General features: G+C 39.4%; 14 protein-coding genes and 1 tRNA gene. 13 read left to right on the top strand and 2 right to left on the bottom strand.

Annotation, left to right across the window (positions count from 1 at the left end; genetic code table 11):
- Positions 1 to 3 precede the first annotated feature (3 nt).
- The 6 genes from KIH23_RS01195 to queG all read left to right on the top strand — a co-directional run bounded on the left by KIH23_RS01195 (position 4) and on the right by queG (position 7257).
- On the top strand, positions 4 to 549 hold the full coding sequence (locus KIH23_RS01195; RefSeq protein WP_213210826.1) for a c-type cytochrome: 546 nt from the start codon (positions 4 to 6) through the stop codon (positions 547 to 549).
- Between the two features lie 27 nt (positions 550 to 576).
- Positions 577 to 2073 carry a quinol:cytochrome C oxidoreductase gene (locus tag KIH23_RS01190; RefSeq protein ID WP_213210825.1) on the top strand — a complete coding sequence of 499 codons (1497 nt, stop codon included), beginning with the start codon at positions 577 to 579 and terminating at the stop codon, positions 2071 to 2073.
- Positions 2074 to 2091: 18 nt separating this feature from the next.
- On the top strand, positions 2092 to 3252 hold the full coding sequence (locus KIH23_RS01185; protein WP_213210824.1) for a cytochrome c oxidase subunit II: 1161 nt from the start codon (positions 2092 to 2094) through the stop codon (positions 3250 to 3252).
- A 31-nt stretch (positions 3253 to 3283) separates the two neighbouring features.
- Positions 3284 to 5095: a cbb3-type cytochrome c oxidase subunit I gene (locus tag KIH23_RS01180; protein ID WP_213210823.1), complete on the top strand. Its 1812-nt coding sequence runs from the start codon at positions 3284 to 3286 to the stop codon at positions 5093 to 5095.
- Positions 5096 to 5176: 81 nt separating this feature from the next.
- Positions 5177 to 6199, top strand: coding sequence for a Holliday junction branch migration DNA helicase RuvB (ruvB, locus tag KIH23_RS01175; RefSeq protein WP_213210822.1), 1023 nt, complete (start codon positions 5177 to 5179; stop codon positions 6197 to 6199).
- A 140-nt stretch (positions 6200 to 6339) separates the two neighbouring features.
- On the top strand, positions 6340 to 7257 hold the full coding sequence (gene queG, locus KIH23_RS01170) for a tRNA epoxyqueuosine(34) reductase QueG (protein ID WP_213210821.1): 918 nt from the start codon (positions 6340 to 6342) through the stop codon (positions 7255 to 7257).
- 85 nt (positions 7258 to 7342) lie between these two features.
- On the opposite strand, the gene KIH23_RS01165 is transcribed toward queG, so the two are convergent.
- Positions 7343 to 8368 carry a LacI family DNA-binding transcriptional regulator gene (locus KIH23_RS01165; protein ID WP_213210820.1) on the bottom strand — a complete coding sequence of 342 codons (1026 nt, stop codon included), beginning with the start codon at positions 8366 to 8368 and terminating at the stop codon, positions 7343 to 7345.
- Positions 8369 to 8517: 149 nt separating this feature from the next.
- Here KIH23_RS01165 and KIH23_RS01160 point away from each other — a divergent pair, with 149 nt between their 5' ends.
- From KIH23_RS01160 to KIH23_RS01145, 4 genes are all read left to right on the top strand, one after another.
- Complete coding sequence (locus KIH23_RS01160) at positions 8518 to 11142, top strand: TonB-dependent receptor (protein ID WP_213210819.1); 2625 nt, start codon at positions 8518 to 8520, stop codon at positions 11140 to 11142.
- A 110-nt stretch (positions 11143 to 11252) separates the two neighbouring features.
- Complete coding sequence (locus KIH23_RS01155) at positions 11253 to 12614, top strand: MFS transporter (protein ID WP_249684749.1); 1362 nt, start codon at positions 11253 to 11255, stop codon at positions 12612 to 12614.
- Positions 12614 to 13786 carry a glycoside hydrolase 100 family protein gene (locus KIH23_RS01150; protein ID WP_213210817.1) on the top strand — a complete coding sequence of 391 codons (1173 nt, stop codon included), beginning with the start codon at positions 12614 to 12616 and terminating at the stop codon, positions 13784 to 13786. The genes KIH23_RS01155 and KIH23_RS01150 overlap by 1 nt, the downstream gene beginning before the upstream one ends.
- Positions 13786 to 14712, top strand: a complete 927-nt coding sequence (locus tag KIH23_RS01145; protein ID WP_213210816.1) for a carbohydrate kinase family protein — start codon at positions 13786 to 13788, stop codon at positions 14710 to 14712. Before KIH23_RS01150 ends, KIH23_RS01145 begins: the two co-directional genes overlap by 1 nt.
- Before the next feature lie 39 nt (positions 14713 to 14751).
- Here KIH23_RS01145 and KIH23_RS01140 read toward each other — a convergent pair.
- Positions 14752 to 14824, bottom strand: a tRNA-Phe gene (locus tag KIH23_RS01140).
- 101 nt (positions 14825 to 14925) lie between these two features.
- Here KIH23_RS01140 and KIH23_RS01135 point away from each other — a divergent pair.
- From KIH23_RS01135 to lptC, 3 genes are read left to right on the top strand one after another with little or no spacing between them, the layout of a single operon-like run.
- Complete coding sequence (locus tag KIH23_RS01135) at positions 14926 to 15660, top strand: type III pantothenate kinase (protein ID WP_213210815.1); 735 nt, start codon at positions 14926 to 14928, stop codon at positions 15658 to 15660.
- Positions 15653 to 16900, top strand: coding sequence for a hypothetical protein (locus tag KIH23_RS01130; RefSeq protein ID WP_213210814.1), 1248 nt, complete (start codon positions 15653 to 15655; stop codon positions 16898 to 16900). The genes KIH23_RS01135 and KIH23_RS01130 overlap by 8 nt, the downstream gene beginning before the upstream one ends.
- Positions 16901 to 16919: 19 nt before the next feature.
- Positions 16920 to 17462: an LPS export ABC transporter periplasmic protein LptC gene (gene lptC / locus KIH23_RS01125; RefSeq protein WP_317197018.1), complete on the top strand. Its 543-nt coding sequence runs from the start codon at positions 16920 to 16922 to the stop codon at positions 17460 to 17462.
- Positions 17463 to 17496 lie beyond the last annotated feature (34 nt).

The raw sequence follows: 17496 nt of genomic DNA, 5'->3' as shown, positions 1-17496 counted from the left end.
CTTATGAAAAGCATTTTTAAAATATCACTTGTCGTTGGTTTTGCAGTTGTTGCTTGGTCTTGTCATGACAAGTCGCAACCAAACTACCAATATATGCCCAACATGTACGAATCTGTGGGCTATGAAACTTATGCAGAAACTAATGCTTTTAAGAATGGTAAAGAAGGTCAATTGCCACCTGCCGGAACCATCAACAGAGGCTTCGAAGTTTATGAATATCCAAATACTACTGCTGGGCTAGAAGCCGCTCGTGCGAGTTTGAAATCTCCACTTGATTCTACTAGTGTTGATATGGATAAAGCTAAAGAACTTTTTGAAATCTATTGTGGTATTTGTCATGGTAATACCGGTGATGGCAAAGGTAAATTGGTAACACAAGGAAAATTCCTCGGTGTTCCTAACTACAAAGATCGTCCGATTACTGAGGGTAGTGTTTTTCACGTACAAACCTATGGTTTAAATTCAATGGGTTCATATGCAAATCAATTGAGTACAAAAGAACGTTGGATGGTGACCGCATATGTCATGGAGCTCAAAAGCAAATTATAATTGTAGAACAAACTGATCTTAATAGATATGTATACCTTTTCAAGTAAATTAAAAACATTCTCCTTCATTCTGATGGTCGTTGGTGTCCTTGGGATTGGATATGGTTTTTTAAATGCACCTAAAACTACTGAGGATGTTGAGAAAATTCTAGCAGCTGAGGAGCATCACGGTGGTGGACATCACGTAGCTCCAGCTCAGGCCAATCACGCAGTTCCAGCGCATGAAGCTAAAGCAGCAGCTGAAGCTCCAGCAGTAGCGCACGATACAAGTGTCGTTGCACAGGCAGAGTCAGTTCACGATACAGTTGCTTCAGTTGACACTACTAAAGTTGCCGAAGTTGTAGCTCACGAAGCTCCTAAAAAAGAAAAAGTAGTGACCGAAGCTGAAGAGCACGCAGCACATCAAGCACATTTAGAGCATGTTTTGCATCAATTGCAAAATAAGCCATGGTCTGCGGTTTATGTTTCATGTATTTTCTTCTTATTGTTAACCATGGGAACTTTAGCTTTCTATGCAATACAACAAGTAGCACAAGCGGGCTGGTCACCAGTATTGTTTCGTGTAATGCAAGGAATCACTTCATATTTGCCAGTAGGTTCTGTTCTTCTATTGGTTTTCTTAATTGCAGGTGGATTACACATGCATCATTTATTCCCTTGGTTAGGCGAAGGTGTAACTGATCCTAAAAGCCCTAACTATGATGAAATCATCGCTGGGAAGTCAGGTTATTTAAATTTCCCGTTTTGGATTATTAGAGCAATTGTATTTTTACTGGGTTGGAATCTTTATCGTCATTTTTCTAGAAAAAATTGTTTGGCACAAGATGAGGCCAATGACAATTCTTTCTACAAAAAGAACTTCAACATTTCAGCGATGTTCTTGGTATTCTTCATCGTTTCTGAGTCAATTATGTCTTGGGATTGGATTATGTCACTTGACCCACACTGGTTTAGTACTTTGTTCGGATGGTATGTATTTGCTAGTTTCTTTGTAAGTGGTATTACGACTATTTGTATGATTACTTTATACTTGAAAGGTCAAGGTTATTTAGAGCATGTAAATACCAGCCACATCCATGATTTAGCTAAGTTCATGTTTGGTATTAGTGTGTTCTGGACTTATTTGTGGTTCTCACAATTCTTATTGATTTGGTATGCAAACATTCCGGAAGAGGTTACCTATTTCGTTACTCGTATTGAGCATTATAATTTACCTTTCTTCGGTGCAGTAGCCATGAATTTTGTATTCCCTATTTTGATTTTAATCAATACAGATTTCAAACGTATTACATGGGTTTTGGTTATGGCCGGAACAGTTATTTTATTGGGTCATTATGTTGATTTCTTCAACATGATTATGCCGGCTACTGTAGGAGATCAATGGTTTATTGGTGCTCCTGAGTTGGGTGCTTTGATGTTCTTCCTTGGATTATTCATTTTTGTAGTATTTACTACATTGACCAAAGCTCCATTGTTGCCAAAACGCAATCCTTACATCGAAGAGAGTAAACATTTTCATTATTAATATTTAAAGTAAAGACAGATGACAAGTTTGTTGGTAATTATAATTTTAGTCTTATTGTCAATTGCTTTATGGCAATTAACCAAGATTTTTGACCTTACCCAAGTGGGTTCTAAGTCAAATGATACTGGCGTTGCTGACGATAATGATAACAATGTTCAAGGATATTTAATGTTTGGCTTTTTAGCTTTCATTTATGTATTCACTATATACGGTTTGCTTCAATGGGGTGGTCTTGTGTTGCATACACCTGCTTCTGCTCACGGTGATATGGTTGATAATCTCATGAATATTACTTGGGTATTAATCTTCTTAGTGCAAACCATTACTCAGGCTTTACTTCATTATTTTGCATACAAATACAGAGGAAAAAAAGATCAAAAGGCATTATACTTTGCTGATAACAACAGACTGGAAGCTATTTGGAGTATTATTCCTGCCATTACATTAGCAGGTTTGATCTTGTATGGTCTTTATGCTTGGTCTAATATTATGTTTATTGATGCAGATGAGGACACTATTGAGATTGAACTTTATGCTCAGCAATTTAAATGGTCAGCCAGATATGCTGGGTCTGATAATGTTTTAGGTAAAGCGAATGTGCGTTATATTGAGGGTGTAAATGCATTAGGTGTAGACATGTCAGATCCGAATGCTCAAGACGATAAAGTAGTTGCTGAATTACACATTCCAAAAGGAAAGAAAATTCACTTCAAAATGCGTTCTCAAGACGTTTTGCACTCAGCCTACATGCCACACTTTAGAGCACAAATGAACTGTGTTCCTGGAATGGTTACAGAGTTTTCTTTTACGCCTATTTACACTACAGATGAAATGCGCAACATGACATTCATGCAAGAAAAAGTGGCTAAAATTAATGCGCTCCGAAACAAAAAAAGTGAAGAATTGGTTGCCAAAGGCCAGCCTGCTCTTGACCCATACACTTTTGATTATGTATTGTTGTGTAACAAGATTTGTGGATCTTCTCACTACAATATGCAGATGAAAATTGTAGTTGATTCGCCTGAAGATTATCAAAAATGGTTGAAAGAGAAAGCAACCATAGCAGAAGAAGTAAAAGCAGCTAACGCTAAACCTGAAGCAACTGAAGGAGCTGCTCCAGGAACAGATACTTCAAAAGTTGCCGATGCAAAAATGGTTGCAGCAGTTGTAAAAAAATAAATCAGATTAAAATTTAATTAAAGCATATATTATGTCAGCAGAAGCTTTAGATCACGCACATGACCACGCACACGGACACGATGAGCATGAGCACCACCATAAAGACACTTTTATCACCAAATATATCTTTTCGATTGATCACAAAATGATTGCTCGACAGTACCTTCTTACGGGTATTGTGATGGGGATTATAGGTGTTGGAATGTCCATGCTTTTCAGAATGCAATTGGCATGGCCAGAAGAGTCGTTCAAAGTTTTTAGTTTCTTTTTAGGTGAAAAGTTTGCTCCTAACGGAGTCATGACCAACGATATTTATTTGGCTTTGGTTACCATACACGGAACCATCATGGTATTCTTTGTATTGACTGCTGCTTTAAGTGGAACCTTTAGTAATTTGCTAATTCCCTTACAAATCGGGGCACGTGACATGGCTTCAGGATTTTTGAACATGGTTTCTTATTGGTTGTTCTTTACCTCTAGTGTCATCATGGTTTGCTCATTATTTGTTGAGTCAGGGCCTGCATCAGCTGGATGGACAATTTATCCTCCGCTTAGTGCCTTACCGCAAGCTATTGGCGGTTCAGGTGCAGGTATGACGTTGTGGTTGGTGTCTATGGCTATTTTCATTGCTTCGTCTTTGTTGGGTTCATTGAACTACATCGTAACGGTTTTGAATTTGAGAACCAAAGGAATGAAAATGACGCGCCTTCCATTGACCGTTTGGGCATTCTTTATTACGGCAGTAATTGGGGTGATTTCATTCCCGGTATTGTTATCAGCTGCTTTGATGCTCATCATGGACAGAAGTTTCGGCACATCGTTCTTCTTGTCTGATATATATATTGCTGGAGAAGTTTTGCATTACCAAGGTGGTTCACCGGTATTGTTTGAGCACTTGTTTTGGTTCTTAGGTCACCCTGAGGTATATATCGTATTGTTACCTGCTTTGGGTATTACTTCTGAAGTAATTGCTACCAATGCTCGTAAACCTATCTTTGGATACCGCGCGATGATTATGTCCATGATTGCAATTGCATTTTTGTCAACGATTGTATGGGGTCACCATATGTTCTTGTCTGGAATGAATCCTTTCTTGGGGTCTGTATTTACATTTACCACACTTTTGATTGCGATTCCATCAGCGGTAAAAGCTTTCAACTACATCACTACACTCTGGAAAGGTAACTTGCAAATGAACCCAGCTATGTTGTTCTCCATCGGATTGGTTTCAACATTCATCACAGGTGGTTTGACGGGTTTGATTTTAGGAGATAGTACACTTGATATCAACGTGCACGATACCTACTTTGTAGTAGCACACTTCCACTTGGTAATGGGTATTTCTGCCTTATACGGAATGTTTGCTGGTATATACCACTGGTATCCAAAAATGTTCGGACGCATGCTCAACAAAAACTTAGGTTATATCCACTTCTGGGTAACAGCCGTATGTGCTTATGGAGTATTCTTCCCAATGCACTTCATTGGTTTGGCAGGTCTTCCAAGACGTTATTATACCAACACCAATTTCCCAATATTTGATGATTTACAAAATGTAAACGTATTGATTACTACATTTGCCTTAGTAGGCGGTGTATTCCAATTGGTATTCTTGTTCAATTTCTTCTACAGTATTTTCTACGGTAAGAAAACTGTTCAAAACCCTTGGAAATCTAATACCCTTGAGTGGACTGCACCGATTGAGCACATCCACGGAAACTGGCACGGAGAAATTCCTCACGTACACAGATGGGCTTATGATTACAGCAAACCAGGACACGATGATGATTTCGTTCCGCAAAACGTTCCGATGAAACCGGGCGAAGAGCAACTTCATCACTAATCCTTCTAAGAATATAAAAAAGCCTTTCCGTCTGTGAAAGGCTTTTTTATTTCAGCTTATTTATTTCTTTATATTTGTCGCATGAACCAGCATTTAGATCCTACCAACCAACACTTCAATCCTGAAGAGTTAGACCTTGAAAAAAAACTCAGGCCACTTAGTTTTGACGATTTTTCAGGACAGGATCAAATATTAGAGAATCTCAAAGTATTTGTCGAGGCCGCTAATATGCGTAGCGATGCGCTCGATCATACGCTGTTTCACGGGCCTCCGGGTTTGGGTAAAACCACTTTGGCCAATATACTCGCCAATGAACTCGGAGTCGGCATCAAAATCACTTCAGGACCGGTGCTCGATAAACCGGGTGATCTGGCCGGATTACTCACCAATTTAGAACCGCGTGATGTTTTATTCATTGATGAAATTCATCGATTAAGCCCGGTGGTTGAAGAATACCTCTATTCAGCCATGGAAGATTTTAAAATTGACATCATGATTGAATCTGGCCCGAATGCGCGTTCGGTTCAAATCACGTTAAATCCATTTACTTTGGTAGGCGCTACTACGCGTTCAGGTTTGCTAACGGCTCCGATGCGCGCGCGTTTTGGCATTCAAAGTCGCTTGCAATATTATACCACCGAATTACTCACTACCATCGTTCAACGAAGTTCAGCCATTCTTAAAATGCCCATTACCATGGAGGCTGCCATAGAAATTGCCGGACGCAGTCGGGGTACACCGCGTATTGCCAATGCATTGTTGCGCAGAGTACGCGATTTTGCCCAGATCAAAGGCAATGGCAAGATTGATATAGAAATTGCCAAATATTCGCTCCAAGCCCTTCATGTTGATGCACACGGACTCGATGAAATGGACAACAAAATCCTCACTACCATCATTGATAAGTTCAAAGGCGGTCCGGTAGGTTTATCCACTTTGGCCACCGCCGTTTCAGAAAGTAGCGAAACCATTGAAGAAGTCTATGAGCCGTTCCTAATTCAAGAAGGGTTTATTGTCAGAACCCCGCGGGGTCGTGAAGTCACCGAGAAGGCCTACAAACATTTGGGTAAAATAAAAACCCATATACAAGGCGGATTGTTCTAGGGCATTTCCCTCAGGGGAATCAGGCTTCAAGTTTTAAGATTCGTCTTCCTTCGGGTCGGGCTTTTCGCTGTATCTTTTGCCGCTCGTGCCTCGCTCCAAAAGGATGCCGCTTCAATCCCTAATGCAAATTCAGTGTACAAATGAATGCTCAGTACCAACATACACAGCTCATCAAAGCCGAAGCCCTTCGGTTGGGTTTTATGTCTTGTGGTGTTTCTAAAGCCGGTTTTCTTGAAGAAGAAGCGCCGCGATTAGAACGTTGGCTGAATCAAAATCGCCATGGGCAAATGCAATACATGGAAAATCATTTTGACAAACGACTCAATCCGCAGTTGTTGGTTGATGGTGCCCAAAGCGTGATATCGTTGTTGCTCAATTATTATCCTGAGCAGAGTCAAGTTCAAGACACATACAAAATCTCCAAATACGCTTACGGGCAAGATTACCACACAGTCATCAAAGAAAAATTACAACAACTTTTAGATTTCATTCAAGAAAATATTGGCGAAGTTCACGGGCGCGCTTTTGTTGATTCGGCCCCAGTGCTCGACAAAGCTTGGGCCGCCAAAAGTGGTTTGGGTTGGATCGGAAAAAATGCCAATTTAATTACCAAAAGTGTGGGTTCGTTTTACTTCATTGCCGAATTGATTGTCGATTTACCACTTGCCTACGATGCGCCAACAACCGATCACTGCGGTTCGTGTACCGCTTGCCTTGATGCATGCCCAACACAAGCCATTATTGCGCCTTATGTGGTTGATGGCAGCAAGTGTATTTCGTATTATACCATTGAGCTCAAAGAAAACATTCCGCAAGAAGCAAAGGGCAAAATGGATGATTGGATTTTTGGCTGCGATGTTTGCCAAGAGGTTTGCCCGTGGAATAGATTCTCAAAACCACACGCTGAAAAAGCATTTGAGCCACATCCGGATTTACTCAAAATGACTCGAAAAGATTGGCAAGAAATTACCATTGAAACTTTTCAAAAAGTATTTAAAAACTCTGCTGTAAAACGAACTAAATTTGAAGGCTTAATTAGGAATATTGATTTTCTTTGAATGGCAACTACATTTAATTTCATATTTTGAAATAAGCAATTTGTTGGTTAATGAAATATGTTTAACCATGAAATTGTTTTAGATTTTAATTTCTCAATGTCGATTCCCGCTCAATAATAGTCGTCTTAAGTTCAATGGTTTTGGGCTCAAACGGTTTTTGGTCTCGATGACAAATCATTTCCTCTAAAAGAAGTTGAAAAGCTTGAGCGCCCATTTCATAACTCGGTTGATCAACAGTGCTGAGCTTGGGCGTAATTACCTGCGACATAAACCAGTTGCTAAACCCAATCACCGCAATTTGGCTGGGAATCGGAATTTTTTGCTCGTTAAAGTAGGCCAATACACCCACAGCAACCAAATCTGTAATCACAAAAATGCCATCTACATCCGGATGCTGTTCAATAATTTGTTTGGCAAAGGCATAGCCTTCTTCAAAACTCACTCTTTCACAGGTATAAACCAAGTCAGATTGGTATGCAATTTCATTTTTTTCGAGTGCTTTTTTATATCCTAAAAATCGGTCAATCGCGTTTTGCGGATTTACCGGGCCGCGAATGTGTGCTATTTTTTTGCAACCTTTATCAATAAGATGTTGCACCGCTTGAATGGCGGCCAATTGATCATTAATAATCACTTTTGAACTGCGAATCAGCTTGGCAATCTTGTCAAATTGCACGAACGGAATTCCTTTTTGAAGAATTTCTTTGATGTGGTCATCGTCATTTGATTCATTTGATAATGACATCAAAATCCCATCCACTCGTTTGTTGATGAGCAAGGCTACTTGTTTTTTTTCAAGCTCTAATGATTCGTTTGATTGAAGAATAATCACCAAATAACCATTCTTCTCGGCTTCGGCAATAATGCCATTAATCACATTTGAAAAGAAATGATGCACAACTTCAGGAATAATCAAGCCAATGGTTTTTGATTCGCGGGTGCGCAAATTCACGGCAAACGAGTTGGGTGTATACTGAAGTTCATGGGCCAAAGCCATAACAGCTTGTTTGGTTTTGGGGCTTACGTCCGGATAGTTTTTAAGTGCTTTTGATACGGTAGTTATGGAGATGCCCAATTTGTGAGCGATTTCTTTGAGTGTAATATTCTTCATGCAAGCAAATTAGAAAAAATATCCGACATCGAAAACGTTTTCGGTATTTTCGAAAACGTTTTCGATTTGAATCAATCAAAAATTAACACTTTAAAAAGTAATTTCGAAATTAATAAACATTTTTACTATTAATCTAACAATTTTAAACCATGAAAAAAACTACCCAATTTTTGAAGAAGTTTGGATTCTTAGCAGTTTTGCTTTGTTTTCAATGGTCTTTTTCACAAAATGCCTCTTTGTCGGGTGTGGTTTCTGATGCCAAAGGAAATCCGCTTCCCGGGGTAAACGTTCAGCTATCTGGTGAGTCAAAAGCAACCGCCACTGACGCCTCTGGACATTATTCTTTTGCAAGTCTTGCCGAGAAAAATTACGAAGTAGTTGCTTCGTATGTAGGTTACCAAACTCAAAAAAAACAAGTTCTGGTTTCGGGCGCTACCTCACTTGATATCACTATGAGTGATGATGCCAACCAACTTGAAGATGTGGTTGTGACAGGTGTTGTTAACCCAAGAGCCAAAATCAAGTCAAGTGTTTCTATCACTACTTTAGATGTGAAACAAGTTGAGCAATCGGCTCCGCGTTCAACCGCAGAGATTTTCAGAACCATTCCCGGTGTTCGATCAGAATCATCAGGTGGTGAAGGAAATGCCAATATTGCTGTGCGTGGTGTTCCTATCTCATCCGGAGGTTCCAAATATTTACAGTTGCAAGAAGACGGTTTGCCAGTACTTTTGTATGGTGATATCGCTTTTGCAACGGCTGATATTTTTACGCGCTTTGATAGCAATATTTCTAAAATTGAAGCTATTCGCGGAGGTTCAGCTTCAGTACTTTCTTCAAACTCTCCGGGTGGTATCATCAACTTCATCAGCAAAACCGGAAAAACCGAAGGAGGTTCTATGACTTCTAGCTTTGGTGTTGACTATAACAATTTCCGAACAGATATTGAATACGGTTCACGCATTGGTGATGGAATGTATTTTCATGCAGGAGGTTTTTACAGAACCGGTGAAGGTGTTAGATCAACTGGGTTCAATGCCAATAATGGCGGTCAATTCAAAGTGAATTTTACCAAAGAATTTGAAAATGGACACATCACGGTTTATGCTAAATATCTAGATGATCGCGCTGCGGCTTACATGCCTATGCCGGTAAAAGTTACAGGTACTAATTCAAGCCCAACTTGGGGAAGCATCTCAGGATTTGATGCTACACATGGAGCGCTACAAACTCCTTATTTAATGCACAATGTTGGTTTGGGTCCAGACGGACAATTGCGTCGTGAGTCTGTAGCTAATGGTATGCATCCAGTTTCAAAATCAATCGGTGCCAGCGCTTCATTTGATTTAGACAAAGGGTGGGAAGTAAGCGACAACATGCGTTATTCTGCCAACAGCGGAGGTTTTATCGCACCGTTCCCGGCTCAAGTTGATACAGCGGCCAACATAGCTGCTAGCTTTGGAGCAGGTTCAACATTAACTTATGCCAACAACGGTCAGCCATTTAATACCGCTAACGGATTGGTGTCACGTATTCATATGTTTGATACACAACTCAATGATTTCAATAACTTTATGAATGATTTGCGTTTGACCAAAAAGTTTGAAAAGTTTGGTATCACTGCCGGTTGGTTTAAATCAACCCAAAACATCTCTATGTCATGGTTGTGGAATTCTTATTTGCAAGAAGTGTCTGATGACAATCCTCGATTGATTAACGTAACCGATGCCGGAGGAAATCTTTTGTCTGAAAACGGTTTGTACGCATACGGAACACCGGCGTGGGGCAACTTGGCGCGCAACTATGACACCAAATATGATGTTTCTGCACCGTACGCCAACATTACTTTTGATGCTACCGACAAACTTTCATTAGAAGGTGGTGTTCGTTATGACAAAGGAAAAGTAAGTGGTTCATTTGCCGGCGGAGCTTCAAGATCTTTTGATGTGAACAACGATGGCGTAATCTCTGTTCCTGAAACCAATGTGTTCGCTGTAAATACAGCCAAAGAACAAGCAGTTAATTACGAATATAGCTATGTTTCTTATTCATTGGGTGCCAATTATTTGCTCAACACGCAACAATCTATTTTTGCTCGTCACAGCCGTGGTGCATCGGCCAAAGCTGATCGAATTTTGTTCCAAGGATTGAATTATTTTGATGGAGATAAGATCAACTCATTAGATTATTTGACCCAAACAGAAGTTGGTTACAAACAAAAATTCAGTAAAGGTTATGTTTATGCTACTTTGTTTAGTGCCGTGACTACTGAAGAAGGCGGATATGAAGCAACCTCAAACAGCATCATCGAGAACGATTATAAATCATTAGGTTTAGAATTAGAGTCTTCATATAACGTAATGGATAACTTAAATCTTCGCGGAGGTTTAACATACACAAAAGCTGAAATTACTTCAGGTGCCAACAAAGGCAATGAGCCAAGAAGACAGCCTAAAATGATGTACAATTTTATGCCTACTTATAAGTTTGGTCAAAAGAAAAGCACTATTGGTTTGAGCTTCATCGGACAAACCAAAGCATATGCTCAAGATTCAAATGATTTGGTTATGAATAGTTTTGTGATTGTCAATGGATTTGTTGAAGTTCCTGTTGCCAATGGATTATCATTAAATTTAGCCGGAAACAACCTTTTCAATACCCTCGCTATTACTGAGGCCGAAGAAGGAAGTATCACCAACAACACCGTAAATTATGTTCGTGCAAGACCGCTTCCGGGGCGTTCAATATCAATGGCGCTTACGTATAAGTTCTAAAATTTCAGTTTGTTTTGTTTAGTTTAATAATGGAATTCCTGTATCTTTAATTTAGAGGTACAGGAATTTTTTTAATCTTGAAGAGCATGAGTTTGCACCAAAAAACAAAAATGAGTTTCTGGCAGATTTGGAATATGAATTTTGGATTTTTCGGAATTCAGTTCAGCTTTGGTTTACAGCAAAGCAACATGAGCGCCATTTATAAATACCTCGGAGCCGACGAGGCCAGTTTGCCCATGCTTTGGTTGGCAGGCCCGATTACCGGATTGATTTTACAACCCATCATCGGAGCTATAAGTGATGGCACTTGGTCTCCTAGATTTGGTCGAAGAAAACCTTTTTTCTTGATAGGAGCACTGATTTCAAGTATTGCTTTGGTTTTGATGCCTTTTTCAAGTTCGCTATGGATGGCGGCCAGTTTACTCTGGATTTTAGATGCCGCCAACAACATTGCCATGGAACCTTACCGAGCATTTATAGCTGATAAGCTGCCCAACGAACAGCATTCTATTGGTTTTTTAATGCAGAGTTTTTTTACAGGATTAGGGATTACTCTGGCCAATTTTACCCCGGCCTTACTGGTAGCTTTTGGTGTTTTGACTTTTGCCGACAAAATGAGTAACGGAATTCCAACGTATACCTATTACGCATTTTTTATCGGAGCTGTTGCCGCGATTGTTTCGGTTTTGTTGTCGGTACTCACCACCAAAGAGTATCCGCCTACACAAGAAGAACTAGATGAAATAGCCCAACAAAAAGCACAGAGCAATATTATTTATCGAACCTTTCAAGAAATAAAACACGCGTTTCAAACCATGCCTTTGACCATGAAGCAACTCATTCCGGTCAAGTTTTTTAGTTGGTATGCCATGTTTTGTTATTGGGAATATATTACTTCAGGTTTGTCCATCTCTATTTTTCACACGACTGATCAACACGCTGAAGGCTTTATGAAAGCACAACTTTTAACCGGTAATCTCAACGGAACCTATAACATCATTTGTTTTTTGGTCGCATTTGCTTTAGTACCCATGGCTAAAAAGTTTGGAGCCAAAAGCGTCCATGTTTTTGCGCTTCTGATCGGAGGAACCGGTTTGCTTTTAATGCCTTATTTAAACAATACCGATGTATTATTTGAATTGTATAATCCGTTCGGAACGTCTATATCGGTGAGCTCAATTTACCTTTTCTCTTTCGGATTGGGTATTTCCTGGGCCTCAATGATGGCCATGCCTTATCAATTGCTTGCGGGTTCAATTCCCAAAGAAAAAAGAGGCGTTTACATGGGCATCTTTAATATGTTTATCGTGATTCCTATGGCGATTCAAATATTTACGATGCAGTTTTTTGTGTTTGATTGGCTCGGTCAAAACCCGATTAATGTGATTCGTTTAGCAGGAACTTTTCTCATTTTAGGCGGATTGTGTACGTTGTTTATTACCGTAAAGAACAAGAATGAAGTAGTAGTGTAATGCAGAACATTTCTTATCAAAAAGCTATTGATTTATTAAAGCTTTGCTCGTCTGACCAAGGCTTTTTGGCCAGCGCTCAACCCATTTCAAACTACAAAAGAGTTTGGGCGCGCGACGGAGTTATATGTGGTTTGGCCGCTTTGGCATCGGGCGATGCACAACTCATTGATACGTTTAAAAAAACCCTCGAAACCTTAGCCCAACACCAGCATTCTTGCGGAACGATTCCGTCAAATGTGGCTTTTACCCAAGCAGGTGTTGATGTAAGTTACGGTGGATTGGCCGGTCGTGTTGATGCCGTTACTTGGTATATTATTGGCCATTGTCAATATGCTTATGCCACTCAAAATCCAAGTTGGATTGATCAGCACAAAGCATCTATTGAAAAGTGCTTTGCTTTGCTTCAGGCATGGGAATTCAATAACAAGCATTTGCTTTATGTTCCGCTTTCAGGCAATTGGGCAGATGAATATATTGTTGAAGGCTATGTTTTGTACGATCAATTATTGCGGCTTTGGGCTTTAAAATCATACGCTTATTTTGTTCAGTCAGCTGAGATTCAGCTCAAGATAAAGCAAGTTAAACAAGTCATTGAAGCCAATTTCACCGATGAATGTCCATCTGAAAAATTCCATCCGCAAGCACATCAGTTGCATAGCTTTGATGATTTTTTTCCGTGCTGTTTTACTCCGGCCGGTTACAAAAAACCATTTGACGCTTTTGGGAATTCGCTGGCTTTAATGCTTGAGGTGGGTTCATATTCCTTCAGAAAAAGGGTTGTCAGGTATTACGAAAACTTAATTGAGCAACAAAAACTAGGCATGGTTCCGGCTTTTTGGCCGCCTATTTTTGAATCTGACCCAGAGTGGAATTTACTCAAAAATAATTGCAAATACGAGTTTCGCAATCATCCATACGAATTTCACAATGGCGGAAGTTGGCCCATGGTGAATGGTTTTGTCGGATGGGCTATTTCATCTTACGATGCTTCTTTATCACAACAACTTCTAACTTCGATTCATCAGGCGAATGCGCAAGAGCAAGGTGCCTTTTTTGAAAATTTCAATTCGCAAACAACTCAGCCCAACGGCGTTCCGCAATGTGCGTGGAGTGCGGCAGGAGCTGTTTTGTTGCATCAAAAACTACATACCAACTTTAAATTACTTTTATAATGAACAAATCGGTTGATATCATCTGTGTCGGCGAAGTACTCATAGACTTTATCGGTCACGAAATATCTTCATTAGATAAAACCAAAGATTTTCATCGCTTTTTGGGCGGATCACCGACCAATGTTGCTGTTAATGCCGCACGTTTAGGTCTTAAATCTGCGCTTGTAGCCACCAGTGGGAGCGATGGTTTTGGCGATTACATTCATCAGAAACTTCATGCAAATCAAGTGTTGACAACCTATATGCGCAAATCACTTTCGTTGCCAACTTCGGTTATTTTTGTTTCGCGTTCAACACAAACGCCAGAGTTTATTCCGTTTCGGGAAGCCGATCGCGAAATCATTGAAGACCAATTGCCTGATGCTTTACTTGAAAACGCCAAGATTTTTCACACTACTTGTTTTGCACTGAGCAAAGATCCGGCGCGCATGACGATTCTCAATCGGGCGCACAAAGCCAAATCGCTTGGTTTGCAAATGAGTATTGATATTAATTACTCTGAAAAAATCTGGCCCAATCGCTATGAAGCGCATCAAATTCTAAAAGATTATCTCTCAACCAATCCACTCGTGAAAGTGAGTGATGACGATTGTATGCGATTGTTTGGCGAGGTAAAATCGGAACAAACTATTTTTGATTATTTTCATCAGCTGGGCGTTTCAACCATTTGTCTAACCAAAGGGAAAGATGGGGTTGTTGTTTCAGATATTCATACAGGAACTTTATATAGACCGGCTATTCCGCTCAAAGAAGTAAAAGATTCAACCGGCGCGGGAGATGCTTTTTGGACCGGCTTTTTATTTGCCCGTCTACACCAGAAATCAATGGAAGAATGCATATCTGTTGCACAAAAACTGGCGAGCATCAAGTTGCAAAATGTGGGTCGATTACCCGACAACATCAGGAGCATTGAAGATTTAATGTAAAAAACAAAAAACCCAAAGCGTGAACTTTGGGTTTTTTTGTGGTACCTCCAGGGATCGAACCAGGGACACACGGATTTTCAGTCCGTTGCTCTACCATCTGAGCTAAGGTACCATGCTCTTAAAGCGGTTGCAAATATAGAACGATTTTTAATTTATCCAAAACAAATATTAAAAAAAATCTATTCGTACCTTCGCCTCATCAAACGAGTGTTTATGCGCCTAGCGATTGATATTGGCAATACTTTGGTTAAAGCAGCTGTATATGAAGAGAATACCTTCATTGAGCGATTTCAATTTACTGCAGATGCTTATGAAAAAGGATTTGAAAAAATACTTCTAAAGTATCCGGACTGTCTGGATTGGGTTTTGGCATCGGTTGGTCAGATATCATCTGATCAATTTAAAAAATACTCTTCAAGTGTTCGAGTTCATCTTGTTGATCACGCTGCTAAATTTCCTTTTATCAATCATTATCACACACCTCAAACACTTGGCATTGACAGAATGATTCTCGCTTCAGGTGCTGTTTTGAAATATCCGAAACAAGCAAGACTTATTATTGATGTGGGAACTTGTATTACGTATGATTTTGTTGATGCGCAAGATGTGTATCACGGAGGCGCAATATCGCCCGGAATACAAATGCGTTACAAGGCTTTGCATCAGTTCACAGCCAAACTTCCTTTACTTGAAAAATTACAGCCGGATGACTTTATTGGCAAATCAACGGCCGGTTCAATACATTCGGGGGTTGTCTTGGGTGTTGTTCACGAGATTGAAGGTTTTATCGATCAATATGAGCAGACCAACGAAAACATTATCATAATTTTAACGGGCGGTGATGCAGATTTTTTGGCTAAACGATTAAAAAATACCATATTTGCCCATTCAAATTTTCTGCTCGATAGTTTGAACCAAATGTTTCAATATCAAACCCAAAATGATTAAAAAAATTCTCATTGCTTTTGTTCTGCTGATTTCGATAACTTTAAGAGCACAGCAAGCTACTTCTTCGCCATATTCATTTTACGGTATAGGTGATGTCAGATTTAAAGGCAATGCCGAGAACAGAATGATGGGTGGCGCTTCAGTTTTTGCCGATAGTATACATATAAACTACACTAACCCGGCAAGTTTTTCGGGAGTTAAACTATCTACATATACTGCTGGAGGCTCGTTTAATGCAACACGTCTGAATGCATACAACGGAAACGAAAAATCACAGCGAAGCACTTTAGATTATTTAATGGTTGCAATACCTATGAAAAATTCCGGTTTTGGATTTGGTTTGATACCGTATTCTTCAGTAGGTTATAAAATCCGAAATACCAATTCTACAACGCTTGACTACAGAGCATTTGAAGGAACAGGAGGACTAAATAAAGTGTTTTTAAGTTACGCATACAAATTAAACAATAGTTTGAGTTTAGGGCTCAGTGGTCACTACAACTTTGGGCAGATTGAAACCACAACTGTCGCTAAAATTTTTGAAGCTCAATTGGGCTCGCAAGAAGCAAACACCTCTCAATTATCTGGTTTTAGCCTTGATTTAGGAGTGTATTACAAATACAAAATCAATTCAAAGCTTGATTTGCAAACCAGTTTTGTTTTTACACCGCAAACCAGTTTAAAATCTCGAAATTCAAGAATAATTTCGTCGGTATTGTTGTATAATGGTTTTGAGCCTATTGAAGTGGATCAGCTTGATGAAATTAATGACAATAGTACATTAAATCTACCCGCAAAATATACTTTAGGTGTTGGTATTGGCCAAAATAAGAAATGGATGGTCGGAACCGAATTGACCTTACAACAAACCAGTAACTTTGGTTCGCGCACAAACGATTTGAACAAAGTTGAATACGAAAATGGTTTTAAATACAGTTTTGGGGGTTATTATATTCCCAACTATGCGAGTTTTTCAAATTACCTCAATAAAGTTACCTACCGTGCCGGATTTAGATATGAAAAAACCGGAATGATTATCAATCAAGAACCTATTCGCGATTACGCTATAACAGGTGGATTCGGATTGCCGTTGGGCGGTGCTTTTTCAAACCTGAATTTGGGAGTTGAATGGGGGCGTCGCGGAACCGCCAAAGCCTTACTCATCGAAGAAAACTACACCAATGTGATCATTAGTCTTTCACTTAATGATCGTTGGTTTATCAAACGCAAATACGACTAAACTTTTTTAGTACTTGAAAATTAAGGCTTTCATATTGTTTTTTCTGAGTGTACTCTTTACAGTGTTTTTGAGCAGTTGTGAAAGTAATTTTAAAGAAGTCCAAAAAATTCACTACACAGAGTTTGTTCCTACAGGCGAGGCAGATAATTTTAATTTAAAATATACCGATTCAGGAAGAATCAAATCTATTTTAGTCAGTCCAAAAATGCTTGATTACGCAACGGTTGATTATCCTTTTACCGAGTTTCCGAAAGGTGTTAACGTTACCATGTACGACAATCGCGGTCAACGCACTTTTATCAGCTCAGATTATGCGGTTACTTTTAAAGGTACCGATATTATTGATTTGCAAAAAAACATCAAGATATACAATGAAAAAGGCCAGCAACTTGAAACTGAGCAATTGTATTTTGACCAAAAAAATGAATGGTTTTTTACCGAAAAAAAATATAAATTTACTGACCCGAATGGTGTTTCGTATGGGGAAGGTGTTGATTTTAGTAAAGATTTCAGCATCGTAAACTCACAGCGAATCAGCGGAGCAATCAACAGAGCAGAATAAATTATGCGCATACTTCAATACACCCAATATCTTT

Origin of the sequence: Flavobacterium sp. CYK-55 (assembly GCF_018413465.1) — a bacterium.
Classification (GTDB): domain Bacteria; phylum Bacteroidota; class Bacteroidia; order Flavobacteriales; family Flavobacteriaceae; genus Flavobacterium.
Note: the sequence above shows the minus strand (reverse complement) of the source record. Positions and strands in the feature narration are given on the sequence as shown.